The sequence below is a fragment of the Streptomyces sp. 1114.5 genome, from assembly GCF_003635085.1.
GTDB lineage: Bacteria > Actinomycetota > Actinomycetes > Streptomycetales > Streptomycetaceae > Kitasatospora.
This window is the reverse complement of sequence record NZ_RBXE01000004.1, coordinates 209133-226890: the sequence shown is the minus strand read 5'-3', so window position 1 is coordinate 226890 and position 17758 is coordinate 209133. Positions and strand designations below refer to the sequence as shown.

At 73.8% G+C, this 17758-nt stretch carries 17 protein-coding genes and 1 pseudogene; 11 read left to right on the top strand and 7 right to left on the bottom strand.

Annotated elements, in window-relative coordinates:
* Window positions 1-84 precede the first annotated feature (84 nt).
* The 3 genes from BX285_RS36110 to BX285_RS36100 all read left to right on the top strand — a co-directional run bounded on the left by BX285_RS36110 (window position 85) and on the right by BX285_RS36100 (window position 1376).
* Window positions 85-546 carry a hypothetical protein gene (locus BX285_RS36110; RefSeq protein WP_097234693.1) on the top strand — a complete coding sequence of 154 codons (462 nt, stop codon included), beginning with the start codon at window positions 85-87 and terminating at the stop codon, window positions 544-546.
* Between the two features lie 237 nt (window positions 547-783).
* Entirely contained in the window at window positions 784-1128 is a 345-nt protein-coding gene (locus BX285_RS36105) for a helix-turn-helix transcriptional regulator (RefSeq protein ID WP_097234692.1), read from the top strand.
* Between the two features lie 68 nt (window positions 1129-1196).
* The gene (locus tag BX285_RS36100) at window positions 1197-1376 is read left to right on the top strand and encodes a DUF6126 family protein (RefSeq protein WP_097234691.1); all 180 of its coding nucleotides are present in this window, start codon (window positions 1197-1199) and stop codon (window positions 1374-1376) included.
* 70 nt (window positions 1377-1446) lie between these two features.
* Here BX285_RS36100 and BX285_RS36095 read toward each other — a convergent pair whose 3' ends face one another.
* Window positions 1447-2982, bottom strand: a complete 1536-nt coding sequence (locus BX285_RS36095) for a cytochrome P450 (RefSeq protein ID WP_183107377.1) — start codon at window positions 2980-2982, stop codon at window positions 1447-1449.
* A complete protein-coding gene (locus tag BX285_RS39040) occupies window positions 2949-3818 on the bottom strand; it encodes a cytochrome P450 (protein ID WP_183107369.1) in 870 nt (289 codons plus the stop codon). The genes BX285_RS36095 and BX285_RS39040 overlap by 34 nt, the downstream gene beginning before the upstream one ends.
* Window positions 3819-4323: 505 nt before the next feature.
* Here BX285_RS39040 and BX285_RS36085 point away from each other — a divergent pair.
* The 4 genes from BX285_RS36085 to galE all read left to right on the top strand — a co-directional run bounded on the left by BX285_RS36085 (window position 4324) and on the right by galE (window position 9151).
* Window positions 4324-4536, top strand: a complete 213-nt coding sequence (locus BX285_RS36085; protein ID WP_121179699.1) for a hypothetical protein — start codon at window positions 4324-4326, stop codon at window positions 4534-4536.
* Between the two features lie 419 nt (window positions 4537-4955).
* Entirely contained in the window at window positions 4956-7178 is a 2223-nt protein-coding gene (locus BX285_RS36080; RefSeq protein WP_259471020.1) for an RICIN domain-containing protein, read from the top strand.
* Window positions 7179-7348: 170 nt separating this feature from the next.
* Window positions 7349-7978, top strand: coding sequence for a hypothetical protein (locus BX285_RS36075; protein ID WP_121179698.1), 630 nt, complete (start codon window positions 7349-7351; stop codon window positions 7976-7978).
* Between the two features lie 159 nt (window positions 7979-8137).
* Window positions 8138-9151 (top strand): UDP-glucose 4-epimerase GalE, encoded by a 1014-nt coding sequence (galE, locus tag BX285_RS36070; RefSeq protein WP_121179697.1) that lies wholly within the window; start codon window positions 8138-8140, stop codon window positions 9149-9151.
* Window positions 9152-9235: 84 nt separating this feature from the next.
* Here galE and BX285_RS36065 read toward each other — a convergent pair whose 3' ends face one another.
* Both BX285_RS36065 and BX285_RS36060 read right to left on the bottom strand, forming a co-directional pair.
* Window positions 9236-9937: a lytic transglycosylase domain-containing protein gene (locus BX285_RS36065; RefSeq protein ID WP_259471018.1), complete on the bottom strand. Its 702-nt coding sequence runs from the start codon at window positions 9935-9937 to the stop codon at window positions 9236-9238.
* A gap of 71 nt (window positions 9938-10008) precedes the next feature.
* Window positions 10009-10215 carry an antitoxin gene (locus BX285_RS36060; protein ID WP_097234686.1) on the bottom strand — a complete coding sequence of 69 codons (207 nt, stop codon included), beginning with the start codon at window positions 10213-10215 and terminating at the stop codon, window positions 10009-10011.
* Between the two features lie 480 nt (window positions 10216-10695).
* Between BX285_RS36060 and BX285_RS36055 the strand changes: the two genes are divergently transcribed.
* Entirely contained in the window at window positions 10696-11169 is a 474-nt protein-coding gene (locus BX285_RS36055) for a DUF6542 domain-containing protein (RefSeq protein WP_183107368.1), read from the top strand.
* A complete protein-coding gene (locus tag BX285_RS36050; protein WP_121179695.1) occupies window positions 11162-12820 on the top strand; it encodes an LCP family protein in 1659 nt (552 codons plus the stop codon). Before BX285_RS36055 ends, BX285_RS36050 begins: the two co-directional genes overlap by 8 nt.
* Window positions 12821-12848: 28 nt before the next feature.
* On the opposite strand, the pseudogene BX285_RS36045 reads toward BX285_RS36050, so the two are convergent.
* Window positions 12849-13655: pseudogene (locus BX285_RS36045) on the bottom strand (nucleotidyltransferase).
* A 134-nt stretch (window positions 13656-13789) separates the two neighbouring features.
* On the opposite strand from BX285_RS36045, the gene BX285_RS36040 reads away from it, so the two are divergent.
* Window positions 13790-14275, top strand: a complete 486-nt coding sequence (locus BX285_RS36040) for a DUF4259 domain-containing protein (protein WP_121179694.1) — start codon at window positions 13790-13792, stop codon at window positions 14273-14275.
* Here BX285_RS36040 and BX285_RS36035 read toward each other — a convergent pair.
* Window positions 14235-15464 carry an MFS transporter gene (locus BX285_RS36035; RefSeq protein WP_121179693.1) on the bottom strand — a complete coding sequence of 410 codons (1230 nt, stop codon included), beginning with the start codon at window positions 15462-15464 and terminating at the stop codon, window positions 14235-14237. The two genes, BX285_RS36040 and BX285_RS36035, sit on opposite strands and share 41 nt — an antisense overlap.
* A gap of 200 nt (window positions 15465-15664) precedes the next feature.
* Here BX285_RS36035 and BX285_RS36030 point away from each other — a divergent pair, with 200 nt between their 5' ends.
* Window positions 15665-16108 (top strand): helix-turn-helix domain-containing protein, encoded by a 444-nt coding sequence (locus BX285_RS36030; RefSeq protein WP_097234683.1) that lies wholly within the window; start codon window positions 15665-15667, stop codon window positions 16106-16108.
* Between the two features lie 68 nt (window positions 16109-16176).
* Here the strand turns inward: BX285_RS36030 and BX285_RS39035 are convergent, their stop codons facing one another.
* Complete coding sequence (locus tag BX285_RS39035; RefSeq protein ID WP_097234682.1) at window positions 16177-17457, bottom strand: DUF6777 domain-containing protein; 1281 nt, start codon at window positions 17455-17457, stop codon at window positions 16177-16179.
* Between the last annotated feature and the right edge of the window lie 301 nt (window positions 17458-17758).

The following is a 17758-nucleotide window of genomic DNA, read 5'->3' as shown; positions in this document are numbered from 1 at the left end:
TTCCTGTCGTGGGCCTATGAAATGTCATATGTGCCACGCCACCTGTCCTTGATCGTTCCCCTCGCACCCTCCAAGGAGGAGCCCATGAACCGCATCGCCAGGATCGCGGCCGGTGCCGCCGGTGCCACCGCCCTGCTCGCTGCGCCCGTACCGGCCTTCGCCGCGACCCAGACGGCCGCCACCACCACCGTCACCACCTGCGGGTGGTCCGGACTGCAGGCCGGACTGTCCACCAAGGTCTGCGCCGACGTCACCGGTGACAGCGTCGTGCTCTACGGGCAGATCGGGCTGGCCGGCCCGCCGTCCCCGGGCACCCCGTGGCCGCCGGCGCCGCAGGAGCTGTTCACCCGGCTGTCGGCCGACGTGGCCGGCGGCGGTTCGCTCGGTGCGGTGAGCGGCCGCGCCGTGTTCACGGTCAGCACCGTGCGGGTCGACGGCGTCACCGCGACCGTGCCGTGCGGGTCGACCGTGCACGCATCCTTCTCGGTCGAGAGCTACTGGCGGGGACCGGCCCCGGTGACGGTCGATGTGCCGGTGGTCTGCTGACGTTTCATCACTGTCGCTGCCGAGCCCGGGAGTTGGCAGCTCCCCGGGCTCGGCTTCGGCCTGCCCCGACACGACCGCCGCAGGTGACGTCGGTCACTCCCGCGCGCTCGCCGGCCATCGCCACACCCCGGCGACTTGAAGAAGTCTTCATCTGTCCGCGATGATGCCTACCGGCCGCGGCACGGACCCCGCCCGGCCCGACGACCACCGAGCCGGACCAGAGGAGGGGCGCCGACCATGCCGGTCCCGCTGTACCAGGCCAAGGCGGAGTTCTTCCGCACCCTCGGCCACCCCGTGCGCATCCGCGTCCTGGAACTGCTCCAGGACGGACCCCGGCCGGTGCGCGAGCTGCTGGCGGAGATCGAGGTCGAGCCGTCCAACCTCTCCCAGCAGCTCGCGGTGCTGCGCCGCACCCAGCTGGTCACGGCCACCCGGGAGGGCAACACGGTGGTGTACGCGCTCAGCACCCCGGACGTCGCCGAGCTGCTGCGCGCGGCACGGCGGATCCTGACCGAACTGATCACCGACCAGGGCGCGCTGCTCACCGAGCTGCGCGCGTCCGGCGTCCGGCAGCCGCGCTGAGTCCCGCCGAGCCGGCCGTGCCGAGCGGCGTCCGGCCCGACCGCCCGATCCGAGGAGAACCACCCACCATGAGCAGCAGCGCGGGCGACAGCACCAGCACCAGCAACAGCACCAGTACGAGCGACAGCACGAGCGACGAGAAGAAGCGCCGCAAGGCGATGCTGATCCGTGCGGGCATCTACATCTTCGCCACGCACCTGTTCGCCGGCTTCGTGCTGCTGCTGTTCGCGCTCGGCGGCCGGAAGTAGCGGAACCGGGGCGGGCGGCTCCTCCGGTCGTCCGCTTGACGGGGTCGCGCCGCTCGACGGAGTCGTCCGGTCAGCGGCGCCGGCCGGCGTCCGGCACCAGGTAGCGGTCGCTGGTGCTGGACCAGGCCTGTACGCCCGCGACCAGTTCCCGGGTGCCGTCCAGGTACCAGCGCCCCTCCGGGTGGCGGCGCCGCAGGTCGCGGCGCAGCTCCTCGTTCTCCCGCCGCAGCCGTGCCACCCGGTCGCGCACCGCACGGAGGGCCCGGCTGCGGGTACAGCCGCGGGCCCGTTGGAGGGTGAGCACGGTGTTGAAGGCGGCCGCGGTCTGCCGCTCCTCCCGCTCCAGCGAGTAGAGGTCGTTGATCAGCGTGGCGGCGTCGGCGGTGTTGGCGCGCAGGCGGTGCAGTGCGGGCTCCGCGTGCAGGGCGGCGGGGGCGTCGGAGCCGTGGACCCGTTCCAGTATGTTCATGAACGGGTAGAGGCAGCTGCCGTGGCGGCGCAGCCGCATGGTGTCTGCGAGGCCGAGCCCGCGGGCGGGCACGGTGCCGCGGGCGCGGTGGTCGGCCTCGGCGGGGAAGGTGGCCAGGCAGGCCCGCCACTCGCGGGCCGCGCGGGCACGCCAGACGGGGGACATCGAGGCGGTCTGGCGCTCCCAGAGCTCCTGCCAGGAGCTCAGGAGCCGGTCGTCCGAGGGGAGTTGATCGCCGTCGAGGACCGCGATCAGCGGGTCGACCACGGCGCGAGCCTCGGCCGGGCGGCGGCCGGGCGGGCCGTCGAAGCGGTCGTCGAGGATGGTGAACCAGCCCAACATGTCCACCAGCAGGTCGAGTTCGGCGCCCCGGGCGCGGGGGAAGGCGTGGCCGATCAACTCGTGCAGGGCGTAGGCCCGGTAGCCGGGCAGTTCGGCGGGGGCGAGCAGGCCTTGGCGGACCGTCCAGTCGGCGTGCCGGTCCGCGGCGGCGCGCAGTTCGGTGGCCCGCAGTTCGGCGGCGCGCAGCGGGGCGGGGGTGGTGGCGGGGGCCGGGGTGTGCGGCACCGTGGGGGCCGCGGCGGTGAACGGGCACCGGGCCGGGGCCGCCGGCCCACCGGGCTTCGCCGGCGTGCCGCTCCCGCGGAGCGTCGGCTCGGCGCGGACCGTCCGGTCGCCACCGGGCGTCCGCTCCCCGCCCGAGGCCACGTCCTCGCCCGAGGCCACGTCCTCGCGCGGTGCCCGGTCCTCGCGCGGTGCCAGCCGGACGCGCAGCCCCTGCGCCTGGACGGTCGTCCAGACCACCTCCCGGGCCCGCGCCCCCGGCACGGCCACCGGTCGCCAGCGGCGCAGGATCGCAGCCGCCGCGACGGTCAGCTCCGCCCAGGCGAAGGCCTCCCCGATGCACTTGTGCTTGCCGGCTCCGAAGGGGAGGAACGAGGGTCGTCCGGCGCCGCCGCCGTCCTGCCAGCGCTCGGGCCGGAAGCCGAGCGGTTCGGGGTAGCGCACCGGGTCGCGGTGCAGCGCGGTGAGGCTGTACAGCAGCTCGGTGCCGGCCGGGATCCGGTACGGGCCGAGCTCGACCGGCACCTTGGCGGTGCGCATCAGGAAGGCGTTGGGCGCGTGCAGCCGCACCACCTCCTGGGTGACGTCGCGGGTGTACGTGAGCCGGGCGAGCGCTTCGGGGTGGGCGCGGTACCGGCGGGCAGGTGCTCGTCCAGTTCGGCGAGGACCCGGGCCTCCACCTCGGGGTGGCGCAGCAGTTCGTCGAGCAGCCAGGTCAGCGTGGTGGAGACGGTCTCGGTGCCCGCGCCGAACATGGTGATGGCCTCGGAGCGGACGTCGGCCTCGGTGAGCGGCCGGCCGGTGGCCGGGTCGGTCGCGGCACGCAGCAGGGCCGGCAGGGAGCCCCGGCCGGTGTTCCAACGCGCGCTCGCGGCAGGGGCGTTGACGGCCTGGTCGACCACCCGGTTGAGCACCCGTACGGCGGCGTCGAAGCGCCGGTTGACGGGCAGCGGCAGGCGGCCGAGCGCCGGGTGCGGGTAGAGGGACTGGACGATCTGGCCCTTCACCAGGTCCGGCAGCGCCCGGTGGAAGGCGACGGTGGCGTCCTCGCTGAGCCGGGCATCGAAGAGCGAGCGGGTGACGATCTCCAGCGCGAGGTGGTTCATCTCCTTGGCCACGTCGAGGACCTGACCCGGGCGCCAGCGGCCGGCCCGCTCCTCGGCGACCTGGTGCATCACGGCCAGGTACTCGGCCATCCGGTCCGGGGCGAAGGCGGGTTGGATGATCCGGCGGCGGTCGCGGTGGGCCTGCCCCTCGGACATCAGCAGGCCGTCGCCGAAGGCCGTCTTGAGCGTGTCCTGGACGGCGCCGCGCGGGCAGTCGTAGGCGAGCGCGACGAGCAGGGTGTGGACCAGCCGGGCGTCGGTGACCACGCAGACGGTGCGGGGTCCGAGCCGGATCCGGACCACGCCGCCGTGGCGGGCCAGGGAGCCGAGGAAGCCGAGCGGGTCGCGCAGCAGGGCGGCGGTGTGCCCGAGGCCGGGCAGGGCGCCGGGGGCGAGCGGGGGACGGCGGCGCGGGCCACGGGGGAGGGGCCCGGGGCGGTTCTCGGAGCGGTTCTCGGGGAGACGATCCGTTTCTGCGTCTCGGTCAGGGTCATGACATTTCCTCTCATCAGCGGGACCGGTGCGGGTGGTACCGGGAGGCACCGGCGGGCCGGCCGGGAGGCGGGAACCGGTCGGCGCGGACCCGCGCGCACCCCTGCTGGAGGGCGCACGCCATGGGAAACGCGCCGGGTCCAGGAGCGTTGCGCCGAACGCGGGTGGATCACTCCAACGGCCGATCGGTCCGTTCCCGCCGCTCCCGGCCGGCGAAACCGGGCTGACCTGCGCCGATGCCCTGGGCCGGAAGACCCGCGCAGGGCCCGGGCGCAGGGTCTTCGGACCCTCGCCGCACGGCTGCGCGAGGGCCGGCATGGCCAGTGCGGCGCACTCCGCCGCCCTGCGGCTCCGGCGCGCCGGGGACCGCGTCGCCTTCGCGGGCACCCTGGCACGGCAGCACGGCAGCACGGCAGCACGGCAGCACGGCAGCACGGCAGCACGGCAGCGCGGCAGCGCGGCGGCTGCGGTGCCGCGGCTGCTGGTCGGTGGCGGGGCTGCCGCGGTCGGTGCCGCGGTTGCCGCCTGACCGTCGGTCCGAGCTGACTGCTCGTCACCTGCAGGATGGCGATGGCATGTCCGGGGCGGAAAATCTCCTGGTCAGGGCTCTGGCCAGTGGCCCCGTGGCAGGTCTAGCATTCCGTCACGGCCGCCGGGGTCGCAGCCCTCGGGGCTCCGGACGGGTGGCCGCCACCACCCCTGCCGGGGAGCGCACACCCCCCGAGTGCGCTCCCCGGCTTTCTCGTGCCCGCCCCGTGCCGTGAAACCGCTTGCTCGCCCTGCCGCGAGGCGGTTGCTCGCCGTGCCGCGACCGCCCCGATCGAACGGGTCGAAGAATTTCGCAAGATGTTTCTGTTATTCCCGGCCGTCCCGTCCGCTCTCCGGAGTGTCGGAAGGTCCGAGCCCCTCACCTCAGGGCGCGGGCCGTCGCACGAGGAAAGGAACGCGATGGGACACCGGAGCAGCGAGCTTCGCCGCCGCAGGCGCCGCAGGCTCACCCGCAGGAGCGCCCTGGTCGCCGCCGTGGTTGCGGCAGGGCTGGTGGCGGGGACGCTCGGCATCCGCACCGCGCTGGAGTCGACGGCCGTGAACAGCGCCGTCACGGCCGCGGAGGGCGCGGCCGACCACTCCGGGTCGCAGGCCGGGCTGGTGAGCGACGACGGGTCGGGGGAGACCGGCACCGCCGAGGGAGGAACCCAGGCGCCCGCCCCGAAGCGGGACGAGAAGGCCACCCCGCTCAAGTCCATACCCAAGGACCAGCCCGAACGCGGCCTGGTGTACGCGGGGTTGAGCCTGCCGAGCAGCGACCGCTGCGGCGGCACCCTGGAGGTCACCGGCAGCGCCCAGTGCAGCCACGGGCCGGACGTGCCGCCGAAGGGCGTGGACATCCACCAGGACGTCCCGCCGGTCGCGGCCCCGGCCGGCCAGGCCCCCACGCTCACCCCGCCCGCGGGTGCTCAGCCGCCCGCCGCCGCCGATCTGCTGAAGGGTGCTGCGCCCGTCCTGGACGCCACCCAGAAGGCTCTGCTCGGCGGGTCGGGCAGCGCCGCCGCGGACGCCGCTCCGGCGGCTCCGGCCGCGCCCGCCGCCTCGAAGCTGGTCTGCGAGGGCGACGGCACCAGCGGCAACCGCGTCCAGGCGGTGTACGTGCACACCCCGGGCAACGACCGCTTCGCCCAGTACCTGGCCTCGTTCAAGAAGTGGGCCGCCGACGTCGACGTCATCTACAACGCCAGCGCCGCGGAGACCGGCGGCGAGCGGCACGTCCGCTTCGTCACCGAATCCGACTGCACCGCCTCGGTGTTGAACGTGCAGATCTCCGACGCCGAGATCCAGGACTTCAACGCGAGCAACCGCGCCCTCGCCGCGCAGGGGTTCAACCGCAAGGACCGCAAGTACATGATGTTCACCGATGCCAAGGTGTACTGCGGCATCGGCACCTTCGCCGGCGACGAGCGTCCCGGCCAGGACAACCTCAGCAACTTCGGCCCCTCGTACGGCCGGACCGACTCCGGCTGCTGGAGCGGCAGCACCGCCGCGCACGAACTCGGCCACAACCTCGGCGCGGTGAACAACAGCGCGCCCAACTCCAGCAAGGCCGGGCACTGCACCGACGAGTGGGACATCATGTGCTACTCGGACGCCCCCAACTACCCGCAGATGCGGACCGTCTGCCCGGATCGCGCCCATGACGACCGGCTCGACTGCAACCACGACGACTACTACAACACCTCTCCCGCGCCCGGGAGTTACCTGGCCACGCACTGGAACGTCGCCAACAACCGCTTCCTGGTCTCCGGCGGCGGCACCGGCCCGAACCCGACGCCCACGCCGACCCCGACGCCCACGCCGACCCGTACTCCCTCGCCCTCCCCGACGCCCACCGGCGGCCCCACCACCACCCCGACGCCCACGGCTACGCCTTCGCCGACCGGAACCACGACTCCGACTCCGACTCCGACTCCGACCCCGACGCAGGGGAACACCGGACCGGACATGACGGTCAGTCAGGTCACCCAGAACTCGGCCATGTTGAGCTGGCCGGCAGTGCCGGCGGCCGCCGGGTACGACGTCCTGCTGAACGGTCAGACGATCGGCACCGTCCGCTCGACCGTGGTCGGCGTGGTCCGCCTCGCTCCGGGCACCTCGTACACCGTGGCCGTCGCCGTCCGCGACGCCGCGGGGGCGGTCGGCAAGCCCGGTCGCGCCGTGACCTTCCGCACCGTCGCCGACGCCGGGCGCCCGCAGCCGGGTACGCGGTACACCATGGTCAACGGCCTCACCGGCCAGGCCGCCGACCTGTGGGGCAGCTCGATGAACGACGGCACCGTGGCCATCGCCTACCAGCGCACCGGCTACGCCAACCAGAAGTGGCAGTTCGAGGACGCCGGGAACGGCGCGGTGCGGATCAAGTCCGTGCGCTCCGGCAAGTGCCTGCAGCTCGGCGGCACTCCGGTCGCCGGCCAGTACGTCGCGCAGCAGCCCTGCTCCGATGCGGCCGCGCAGAAGTGGCAACTCACCGCCGGTGACGGCGGGTTCACCGTCACGGCGGACGGCAGTTCGCTGGTGCTCGGGCTCAGCGAGCGGTGGTACTACGGTGGTTGGCTGCTGGAGCTGCAGCAGCCGAACGGCCGGCCGTACCAGAGCTGGTCGCTGCTGAAGACCTCGTAACACCCGCAGGCCCGTAAGCCCGCAGGCCCGCAGGCCCGCCGGCAGCGTAAGCCTGCAAGCCGTTCCGTCCGTGTGCCGGGCGCGGCCGCCATCCACCCGAGGCGGCCGCGCCCGGCCTCACCGCTTCCGAGCCCCGCCCGCACACCACACCGCCACGAGGAATGCCCGTCATGCGAACCCGCCCGCTCCTCGCCGTCCTCGCCCTCGCCACCGCCGCCGTCCTGCCCGCTGCCGTGCCCGCCGCCGCTCACGGCGACAGCGTCCACCTCGATGTCACCGGCCAGCAGAACGGCCACGTCAGCACCGTCGCCACCTGGGAGAACGACCACGACCCGGTCACCGAGGACTTCGCCGGCACGCTCTCCGCCACCGCTGCGGACGGCCGTGCGGTCGGACCCTGGCGCCTGGTCACCGTCCCGGGCCACGCGGGGACCTACACCACCCGGGAGATCCTGCCCGCCGGGCACTGGCGGGTGACGGTGGACTGCGCCTTCCCCTCGCTGGGCCACACCGAGCGCGAACTCGACGTCGACGCGGCCGTGATCAACGACCCGGTGCCCGCGGGCACGGCGGCCTCACCGCTGCCGGGCGAGGCCACCGCCGGTCCGGCCAGGGACACGAGCACCGGGGCGGGGCCGGCCACCGGGCAGGCGGCCACCGCCGGGCCGGTCCGCGGGACCGCGGCCGCCCCGGCCTCCGAGACCACATCCGACTCCGCCACCTGGGCCGCCATCGGTACCGCCGCCGCGGCCGTGCTGCTGGTCGGCGCCGGCCTCTGGCTCCGCCGCCGCCGGGCCTGAGACGCCGGGCCTGGGATGCCGGGCCTGGGACGCCGGGCCTGGGACGCCGGGCCGGGGCGCCTTGCCCGGGCCCAGGGAACCAGCCGGGTGCGAACCGACGTCCTTCCCGGTCATCGGGCGCCACCGGGTGTCCGGCCGACCGCGAGGGAGCGTCCGCGTATGAAGAAGGTCCTGATCACCGGCGGAGCGGGGTTCATCGGTAGCACGGTGGCGTCCGCCCTGCTCGACCGGGGGATCACCCCGGTCGTGCTGGACGACCTCTCCAAGGGCCGGGCCGAGTTCGTCGAGGACCGGATCTTCTACCGGGGCGACATCGCCGACGCCGCACTGCTGGACCGGATCTTCGCCGAGCACCCGGACATCGAGGCCACCGTGCACTGCGCCGCGAAGATCGTCGTACCGGAGTCAGTGGCCAAGCCGCTGTACTACTACCGGGAGAACGTCGCCAAGACCGTCGACCTGCTGGACTCCCTCCAGCGCCTCGGCTGCACCCGCGTCGTCTTCAGCAGCTCCGCCTCCATCTACGCGCCCACCCCCGACGCCCGGGTCGACGAGAGCTGCCCGGTCGACGCCAACAGCCCCTACGCGCGCACCAAGCAGATGATGGAGCAGGTCCTCCAGGACTGGACGCGCGGCGAGGGCGCCGAGCAGCAACGCGTCATCGCCCTGCGGTACTTCAACCCGATCGGCGCCGACCCGCAGCTGCGCACCGGCCTGCAGGACCTCAACCCCACCCACGCCCTCGGCAAGCTGATCGAGGCGCACACCACGGGTGCCCCCTTCACCGTGACCGGCGTGGACTGGGCGACCCGCGACGGTTCCGGCATCCGCGACTACGTCCACGTCCAGGACCTCGCCGAGGCGCACGTCGCGGCGCTGCTCCGGTTCGACGCAGTGATCGCCCCGGGTGCGGCGGAACGCTACCGGGTGATCAACGTCGGGACCGGTGACGGCACCACGGTCCGCGAGCTGATCGCCGCCTTCGAACGGGCCGTCGGCGCCCGGCTCGACGTCCGGGAGGCGGGCCCGCGCCCCGGCGACGTGATCGGCTGCTACGCCGCCGTCGACACGGCCCGCGAGCTCCTCGACTGGCAGCCCCGGCGCGGCATCGCCGAGGGCGTCGCCGACGCACTGGCCTGGCGCGCCAAGTGGGCTGCACAGCTGGGCGTCTGACGACAAGCCGGGAGTTTGCCTTCGGGCCGCCGGCGCGCCAGGCGTCCGGCGGTCCGAGGGCGGGCGCGACGTCCACTCCTGCTACTACTTCACGGCCTCGCCGGACTTCGCCCAGTTGTCGCGCAGGCGGTCGAGGTAGGACTGCGCCTGGGAGCCGATCTTGACGCCCCGGGCGAAGGCCAGCATGTTGCCCGCGCCCGCGTTGTAGCCGAGGGCCATCAGCTCGTTGCGGGTCAGCGGCGCGCTCGGGTGGGCGGGCAGCTGCGCGGCGAGGTCGTGCAGGTGCCAGGCGGCCGCCTGGACGGCGAGGTTGCGGTCGTCCGGCAGTTCCTCCCACTGGCGGGAGGCGAAGGGGCGGCCGGGTTTGGTGTCGTCGAAGGCGGCCCGGTGCATGTTGGCGATTCCGAAGGCGGCGTCGGGCTTGCTGCGCTGCCACGCCCGTTCGAGCTCGGGGTCGTGCGGCTTGTACGACTCGTTGTAGAGGATGGCCATCAGCAGCTGCGGGTCGACCCCCGCCTCGGCGGCGTACTGGCAGACCGGCGCCGCGTAGTCGGCCGGGTCGTACCGCCCCGAGGGCTTCGACGGCGCGCCGCCCCCCGACGGGTCGGATGGGTCGGACGGGGCCGACGGGATGGACGCGGCCGACGGTGCGGCGGCGGAGGGGGAGGGGTCGGCGGAGGTCGCGCCGTCGTGGCCGTTGCCGCGGACGAGGCCGAGCCCGATCACGACCGCGACGATGATCGCCAGCCAGCCCCCTCGGCCCGGCCCCTTCTTGCCCTCGCTCACCGCTGTCGGCCCTCCCCGTTCGCCCGTACGCTCGTTCGGCCGCCGTACGGGCGGTCGCGTCCTGCGGCAGGTTACTCGGCGGGCTTCCGGTCGCCGTCGAGGTTGCGCAGGAAGTCCTTCGCCTTCTCGACACCGGTGTCGATCTGCCCGCTGTACTTGCCGTCCGTGCGGTCGTCGATCGCGTCGCCGACCTTCTCCAGACCCTGCCCGATCACGTCGCCGTGCTCGCGGGCGAGGTCGGTGGCCTTGTCCGCGAGGTTCTTCAGACTCTCAAACATGGTGACGCTCTGCTCCTCTGAGGCGTTCCTGATGGTGTGTCGACGTGGCGGGGATCATGACCATCCTAACGACGGCGCGTCGGATGGTTCGCCTGCTGCCGGAGGGAGGCGGATGACTTTGCCGACACGGGTTTGTATGCTCCAGCCCGTCTTCTACAGGCGTGTAGAGGGCGGGATCGCCACCAGGACCGAGGACGTCCGGGCATCCACGGCGGTGCGAACGCGCCGTCGCAGCCGCAACGATCGAGGGAAGTGCGCATGGCCGGCCAGCGGGCGAGAACGCCGTACCAGGACGCGGGACCGCGCACCGAGGACCGCCCCCTTCCCGCCCAGCGCAGCCGCGTGGCCGACGGCGGGTCAGGCGGAGGGGCAGGCAGTGGAGCAGGCGCGGGAGGGGGCGCAGGCGCGGGAGCCGGGGCGGAGGCCGTGGGAGTGCGCGCGGGCGCGTCGCGGCAAGGCAGGGCGCAGCGGGCGGGGGCGGTGCGCCGTAGGCAGCAGGTGCGCCGGCGCGGCGGGCTGCTGGCGGCGCTCGCGGCGGTCGGCCTGCCCGTCCTGGGCGGCGTCGCGGACGAGTTGGGCGGGCCCGGCGTCGGCCTCCTGTTCGCGGCGGGCTCGGTGCTCGGCACGGCGGTCGCGGCGGCGCTGTGCAGCCGGCCGGGCCGCTGGTGGGTGGTGACGGCGGCTCCGGTGGTGGTGCTGCTCGCCGCGTCCGGCGTCGAGTACGCGGCGCGCCCGGCGGAGTACCAGGGCAGGAACCTCGGCACCGGGGCGCTGCGCTGGGTGGTCGGTGCGTTCCCGGTGATGGCCGCCGCGGTGGGAGTGGCGCTGGCGGTGGTCGTGGGCCGGGCGGTGGCCGACCGTCGACGGGCCGGGGCCGAGCGACGGCGGGCCGGCTGCGGGCGGCGACGGTCCGGCGGTGCGGACGCCCCGAGCGGAAGGGGGCGCCGTGGCTGAGCGCAGCCGGAGCCACGGCGGGGCTCGCGGTGGCGTTCGTGGTGGCGGTGCGCGCGGCCGTGCCCCGCGGCGTGGCACCGCGCCGCTGACGGTCGCCGGCCGGACCCTGGCCTGCACCGTCTCCGTCGCCGTGCTCGGCGCCAGCGGCTTCACCTGGTACGAGTACCGCAGCCTGGACGACGGCATGATCAAGTCCACTGCGCTGAGCGAGGCCAAGAAGAACGCCCCGCCGCACCTGGACAAGTCCGTCAACCTGCTGCTGATCGGCCTGGACAGCCGGAAGGACATGGACGGCAACGACCTGCCCAAGCAGTTCGTGGAGGACGAACTGCACGCCGGCTCCAGCGAGATCGGCGGCTACAACACCAACGCCCTGATCGTGCTGCACATCCCGGCCAACGGCGGCAAGGTCACCGCGCTGTCCGTACCGCGCGACGACTACGTGCAGACCGTCGGAGCCGACGGCAAGATGCACAAGATCAAGGAGGCGTACGGCATCGCCAAGGGGGCCGCCGAACAGAAACTCGCCGGCAAGGGGCTCTCCAAGTCGGAGCTGGAGCGGCAGAGCCGGGAGGCCGGCCGCTCAGCCACCATCCAGACCGTGCAGAGCTTCCTGGACGTCCCGATCGACCACTTCGCGGAGGTGAACCTGATCGGCTTCTACGACATCGCCAAGGCTGTCGAGCCGATCCAGGTCTGCCTCAACCACCCGGTGGACGATCCGATCATCGCCCGGACCGCCACCCACGAGGGCGGCGGCACCGGGCTCAAGCTCCCGGCCGGGATCAGCTCCCTCGACGCCGCCCAGGCGCTCTCCTTCGTCCGCCAGCGCCACCACCTCACCAACGGCGACCTCGACCGCACCCACCGGCAGCAGGCGTTCATCTCCTCCGTCGAGTACCGGCTCAAGCAGCAGGGGATCCTGAACGACTTCGGGCAGATGCAGAAGCTGTTCGCGGTGGTGAAGAAGGACGTGGTGATCGACAACGAGTGGAACATCCTCGACTTCGCCCGGCAGGCACCCAACCTGACGGGCGGCAACGTCGAGTTCAACACCCTGCCGATCACCGGCTTCAAGTCGGTCGGCGGGCAGGAGGTCAACACCGTCAACCCGGACCTGATCAAGAAGATCGTCCAGCAGCTGTTCAACCACGAGCCGGCTCCGCCCGCTCCGCCCGCTCCGGCCGCGACCCCCGGCGACGCTCCGGACGACCCGGCCGCCGCGCCCGCCGCCTCAGCCGCGGCCTCCACCGCCGCGGGTGGGCCGGCGAAGGCGGTGGTCGACGTCAATGCGGCGGCCGGCGCCGGAGCGGCGTCCAACGAGTCCAAGGCGCTGGCCGAACTCGGCTACCAGGCGGGCCGGATCGGCGACGCCCCGGCCAGGACCCGGGCCACCACCGTGGCCTACGGCGCCGGGGCCAAGAGCGACGCCCAGCAGCTCGCCACCCGCTACGGCGTCACGGCCACGCCCTCCGGCACCGTCCCGGCGGGCCACATCCTGCTGACCCTTGCCGTCACCCGCACCCCGAGCCCCACCCCGGCGGCTCCGTCGGGCACGGCGGCGCCGGGCGACCCGTCCGCCGACCCGGTGGCGGGGCTGCCGATGCAGGGGCCCGCGGTGAAGGCGGGTGGGATCCCCTGCGTGGACTGAGCCGCGCGGCCCGGTGACTCCCGGGCGTTCAGGGGCGCGGAGCCTTCTCGCCGTGGACGGTGGTGTACTCCGCGGCGAGCCAGGGCCCGAGGTCGTCGATCAGCAGGGCGAGGCCGGCCCGATCCGCGGTGGGGGTACGGGCGGTGGCGGCGGCGCGGCGCATCTGCGCGGCGCGCTCGGGGTAGTGGGCGGCGAAGGCCTCGGTGGAGGTGGTGAGGTCGCTGGTCCAGCCGCCCCAGCGGGGCATCACCAGGGTGAATCAGGTGCGGACGATCCGACGGGCCACCACGCGGGCGAGGGCGCGCAGTTCGGCGTCCGAGCCGGCGGCCGCTTGCTCGCGCCAGCCGGGGAGCGCGAGCGCCAGGTCGCCATTGGTCTCCCGGGCGAGCAGGGTGGTCGGGCGGTAGCGGGGGAGCTGCTCGGCGAGGTCGGGCCCCAGCAGCGGGGTGCAGAGGCAGGCCACGAACCAGCCCAGGTCGTGCCGTTCGAGCTCGCTGAGCAGGGTGCCGGTGTCGAAGAGCAGCACACCGACCTCGTTCACCTGCGCGAACTCGGCGTCGAGCGCGGCCTCCAGGGCGTCGGCCTCCTCCCGGTCGGCCGCGGTGGGCGGGTGGTGCAGGGCGAGGAGCAGGTCGAGGTCGGAGACGGCCGGGACCGCGGTGCCGCGCGGGACGCTGCCGTAGAGGTAGGCGCTGTGCAGCCGGGCGGGGCCGAAGGCCGCGGCGATCCGGGCGCGGGCGGCGTCGACCACGGGGGCGAACGGCGCCGGCACGCGGTCCAGGGCGCCCTCGCGTGCGATGCATCCGTCGTCGTCCAGCCCTCGCGTGGTGGTCATGGGGGAACTGTGCACAGTCGTCCGCCCTTTGACCAGCGAATATCCGTCCGTCCGGCCGATTGTCAGTGGTGTGTGCAAGCATCCGTCGCATACGAACACGAGGGTCGTGTGAGGGATCGGCAGAAGGAGTCGGCATGGGCGCCTGGGGCATTGGGCACTTCGGCAACGACACCGCGGCGGACTTCTCGGGAGGGCTCGACGAGGCCGCTCCAAGCGAGCGCGAGGCGATCCTCCGGGCGGCGCTGGAGGGCGCCGCACGGGCGAGTGACTACCTGGACCGCGACGAGGGCGCCGAGGCCGTCGCCGCTGCTGCGCTGCTGGCGGCGCAGTGCCCGGGTGGTGCGGCGGTGGTGAGCAGTTACGCCCCCGAGGAGGAGATACCGGCCCTGGCCGCCGAGTTGCGGGCGCTCGCGGTGGAGGCGCTGGACCGCGTGGTGGCCGAGGAGTCGGAGCTCGCGGAGCTGTGGGAGGAGACGGGGCAGGGCCCGGTGTGGCGGCAGGGCATACGGGCGCTGCGGGGCGTCCTGGAGCCGGTGCCGTCGGCGGTCGACGGGCCGATGTTCCAGCTCTGGACGGCCGTCAACGACGCGCCGCCGCCCACCAGTAGCCGAGCGCGGTGAGGCTGGTGGCGGCGCCCAGGAGGCAGACGGCCGTCCAGCCGCCGTGGCCGTAGACGACGGTGGACAGGATCGCGCCTGCAGCGCAACCGGCGGAGTAGAGCAGCATGTAGCCGGCGGTGAGCCGGCTCTGGGCCTCGGGGCGGACTTGGTAGAGGAGGTGCTGGTTGGCGACGTGGACGGACTGCAGGCCGTAGTCGATCACCACCATGGCGAGCACCAGCCACCACACCGAGTACGACAGCAGGGCCGCCGGGAGCCAGCCGACGGACATGGCCAGCAGGCCGAGGCCGGCGGTGCGTTCGGCCCGGCCGCGGTCGGCCTGGCGGCCCGCAAATCCGGCGCCGAGGGCACCGGCGGCGCCGGCCAGGCCGAAGAGACCGATCTCGGTGTGGCTGAGGCTGAACGGAGGAGCGGCGAGCGGGAGGACCATCGGGGTGAGCAGGACGGTGACGGAGGTGAAGGTGAGCAGGGCGAGGACGGCGCGCACCCGGAGCACCCGCTCCCGGGCGAAGAGCGTGAACACCGAGCCGACCAGCCGCGGATAGCCGATCCGGCCGGCCGTGTGGCGCCGCTCGGGCGGGACGGCGGCGGCGACCGCGAGGGCCATGGCGGCGGTCGCGACGGCGGAGGTGACGTAGACGGCGCGCCAGCCGGCAAGGTCGCCGATCGTTCCGGCGACGGTGCGTGCGAGCAGGATGCCGACCACGATGCCGCTGGTCACGGTGCCGACCACGCGGCCCTGGTCGCCCGGGGCGGCGAGCGAGGCGGCGTAGGCGACGACGACCTGGGCGAGGACCGCGAGGACGCCGACGGCGGCCATCGCGACGAACATCAGCGGCGCGGAAGGGGCGAGGGCGACGGCGGTGAGGGCCAGTACGGAGAGGCCGAGTTGGGAGGTGATCAGAGTGCGACGGTTGACGTGGTCGCCGAGCGGGACGAGCAGCAGCAGTCCGAGCGCGTAGCCGACTTGGGTGAGGGTGCCGACCAGGCCGATGGTCGCCGGGGCGATGCCGAAGTCCTGGGCGATCAGGTCGAGCAGCGGCTGCGAGTAGTAGACGTTGGCCACGGCGAGGCCGCAGGCGACGGAGAACAGCCAGGCGACGGCCGGTGGCAGGCCGGGCGGCGGCGCCTCGGTGGCGGTGGCGGCTGTGGCTTCGGCGGCTGGGGGCGTGCCGGTGGGCGCGGTCATGGACGGGACTCCCTCGGGCGGTGGTCGACGGCCTGGAGCAGACTGGTTTCAAAGTGCTACCAGTCCACCCTGGCATATCCTGGTTTTAATAAGCAACCACCGCTGCTCGGTAGGCTGGGCGCCGACCGGCGAGGGTTGAGAACCGAGCACCGAGCACCGAGCACCGACAACCCGGAGCCGACGTCCGAGAGGTGGGAGAAGTGCCGAAACGCACCACGCACGAGGAGTCGAGCTGCCCGGTCGCCCGGCCGCTCGACGTCGTCGGCGACGGCTGGACGCTGCTGATCGTCCGTGACGCCTTCGACGGCCTGCGCCGCTTCGGGCAGTTCCAGAAGAGCCTCGGGCTGGCCAAGAACATCCTCTCGGCCCGCCTGGCCAACCTGGTCGCCAACGGCGTGTTCGAACTCGCCCCGGCCACCGACGGCAGTCCGTACCAGGAGTACGTGCTGACCGAGAAGGGCCGCGCGCTGTTCCCCGTGATCACGGCGTTGCGCCAGTGGGGTGACCGGTGGTTCTTCGAGGAGGGTGAGCTCCGGGCCCGGCTGGTGGACCGTCGGTCCGGTGCGGCGATCGCGCCGATGGAGGTGCGGGCGGCGGATGGCCGGGTGCTCGGCCCCGAGGACGCGACCGTGCTGCTGCCCTGAGACGGTGACGTGCCGCTGCCACCGGCCGGGGAGCGGACGGTGGCAGCGGGGTGCGGGCGTACGCCGGATCAGGTCGGCGTGGCGACTGCCGTGGTCGGGCAGGGCGGCAGGGTCGAGGGTGCCGTGCTCGCGCAGGTCGCGGTCGGCGTCTTCGGGGCAGTGGTGGTGGCCGGTGCCGAGACGGTGGTCGTCGGCTTGCTGGTGGTCGTGGTGCTGCCGGCGCTCGTGGTCGTCCCCGTGGTGGTCGAGGTCGCCGATGTCGAGGACGGCCCGCCCGAGGTGGTGGTCGAGCCCGACGTGGTCGACCCCGAGGTCGTGGAACCGGAGGTGGTTGACCCGGAGGTGGTGGAACCGGAGGTGGTTGACCCGGAGGTGGTCGAACCGGACGTCGTGGACCCGGAGGTGGTCGAACCGGACGTCGTGGAACCGGAGGTGGTCGACCCCGAAGTCGTGGAGCCCGACGTGGTCGAACCCGACGTCGTCGCCGACGTGGACCCCTTGGTCGTGGTGGTCGCCGGCCCCGAGGGCGTGGACGGCTTCCACGGCGACGGCGGCGGGATGCCGGGTACCAGCGGACCCTTCGGCGGTTCGACGTGCTTGTCCACGATCTCGGCCCGACCGGTCAGCCGGGCGAAGAAGTCACCGGTCTCGACGTTCACCAGGATGATCTGGGTCACCGGCTGCGGCGCCGGCACCACCACGATCAGCGTGCTCGGCTGGAAGCCCGTCCACGCCTTACCGGTGTACTTGGCGTTGCTCACCAGCACCGGCGGCTTCAGCGGGTTGCCGCAGGAGCAGCGCACCCGGGGCACGCCCTGGGCGTCCACCAGCACGGCGGTGCCCGCCTGCAGCGCCGACTGGTACTCGACCACGGCACCGCTCTTGTAGTTGTGGTTGGTCACCCGGGTGTCCACCCGCAGGTACGCCGGGGTCAGCGAGCGCAGGTACCCGGGGATGTCGGCCTGTGCCACGCCGGCGCCCGAGGCCCAGGCGCGCCCCTTGTCCCCGGCGGAGACCATGCCGATCAGCCGCTCGGTGTCGCAGCTGGACTTGCCCATCGCCCCGCCGTACAGCCCGGCGGAGCTGCCCTCGACGCTGTGGAGGACGGCCGGGGAGCTGGGCTTGGAGGTCGCGCCGCCGCCCGGCTGGGCCGGTGAGGTGACGGGGGCGGGAGCGGGGGCGGTCATCCCCTGGGTTTCCACCGAAGGGGTGAACGGGTCCGGTCCGGGGTCCGGCGGGGCCTGCAGGGCGATCTCGTTCGCGGCCGGGACGGCCTCGTTGTGGCTGCCCTGGTTGTTGACGATCAGCACGGTGGCCACGACGGCCGCCGCCACCGCGCCCGCGGCCACGGCCAGCCCCTTCTTGGAGCGCCACCACGGCGTGCGCGGCCTGCCGCCGGAGCCTCTCGATCCGCCGGGGGACCCGGGCGGGCCCGAGGGTGGCGGGGGTACGGACGGCGGCCCCGCTGCACCGCCGCCGGCCAGCGGGCCGGACGGGGGCCCGGACGGGGGGCCGGACGGGGGACCGGAGGGAGGCGGTTGGGAGGTCATCGAGGCTCCGTTTCGCAGGCGGCCGGCGATCGGGGCCGGCACGGGAATCTCCTGCCGTGGGGTTCCATTTCTCCCCCGGTGTCCCGTTCGCCGCAACAGC

Coding starts and splice junctions, on each gene's coding strand:
- BX285_RS36110 (WP_097234693.1), top strand. CDS start 85: ATGAACCGCATCGCCAGGATCGCGGCCGGTGCCGCCGGTGCCACCGCC.
- BX285_RS36105 (WP_097234692.1), top strand. CDS start 784: ATGCCGGTCCCGCTGTACCAGGCCAAGGCGGAGTTCTTCCGCACCCTC.
- BX285_RS36100 (WP_097234691.1), top strand. CDS start 1,197: ATGAGCAGCAGCGCGGGCGACAGCACCAGCACCAGCAACAGCACCAGT.
- BX285_RS36085 (WP_121179699.1), top strand. CDS start 4,324: ATGGCCAGTGCGGCGCACTCCGCCGCCCTGCGGCTCCGGCGCGCCGGG.
- BX285_RS36080 (WP_259471020.1), top strand. CDS start 4,956: ATGGGACACCGGAGCAGCGAGCTTCGCCGCCGCAGGCGCCGCAGGCTC.
- BX285_RS36075 (WP_121179698.1), top strand. CDS start 7,349: ATGCGAACCCGCCCGCTCCTCGCCGTCCTCGCCCTCGCCACCGCCGCC.
- galE (WP_121179697.1), top strand. CDS start 8,138: ATGAAGAAGGTCCTGATCACCGGCGGAGCGGGGTTCATCGGTAGCACG.
- BX285_RS36060 (WP_097234686.1), bottom strand. CDS start 10,215: ATGTTTGAGAGTCTGAAGAACCTCGCGGACAAGGCCACCGACCTCGCC.
- BX285_RS36040 (WP_121179694.1), top strand. CDS start 13,790: ATGGGCGCCTGGGGCATTGGGCACTTCGGCAACGACACCGCGGCGGAC.
- BX285_RS36035 (WP_121179693.1), bottom strand. CDS start 15,464: ATGACCGCGCCCACCGGCACGCCCCCAGCCGCCGAAGCCACAGCCGCC.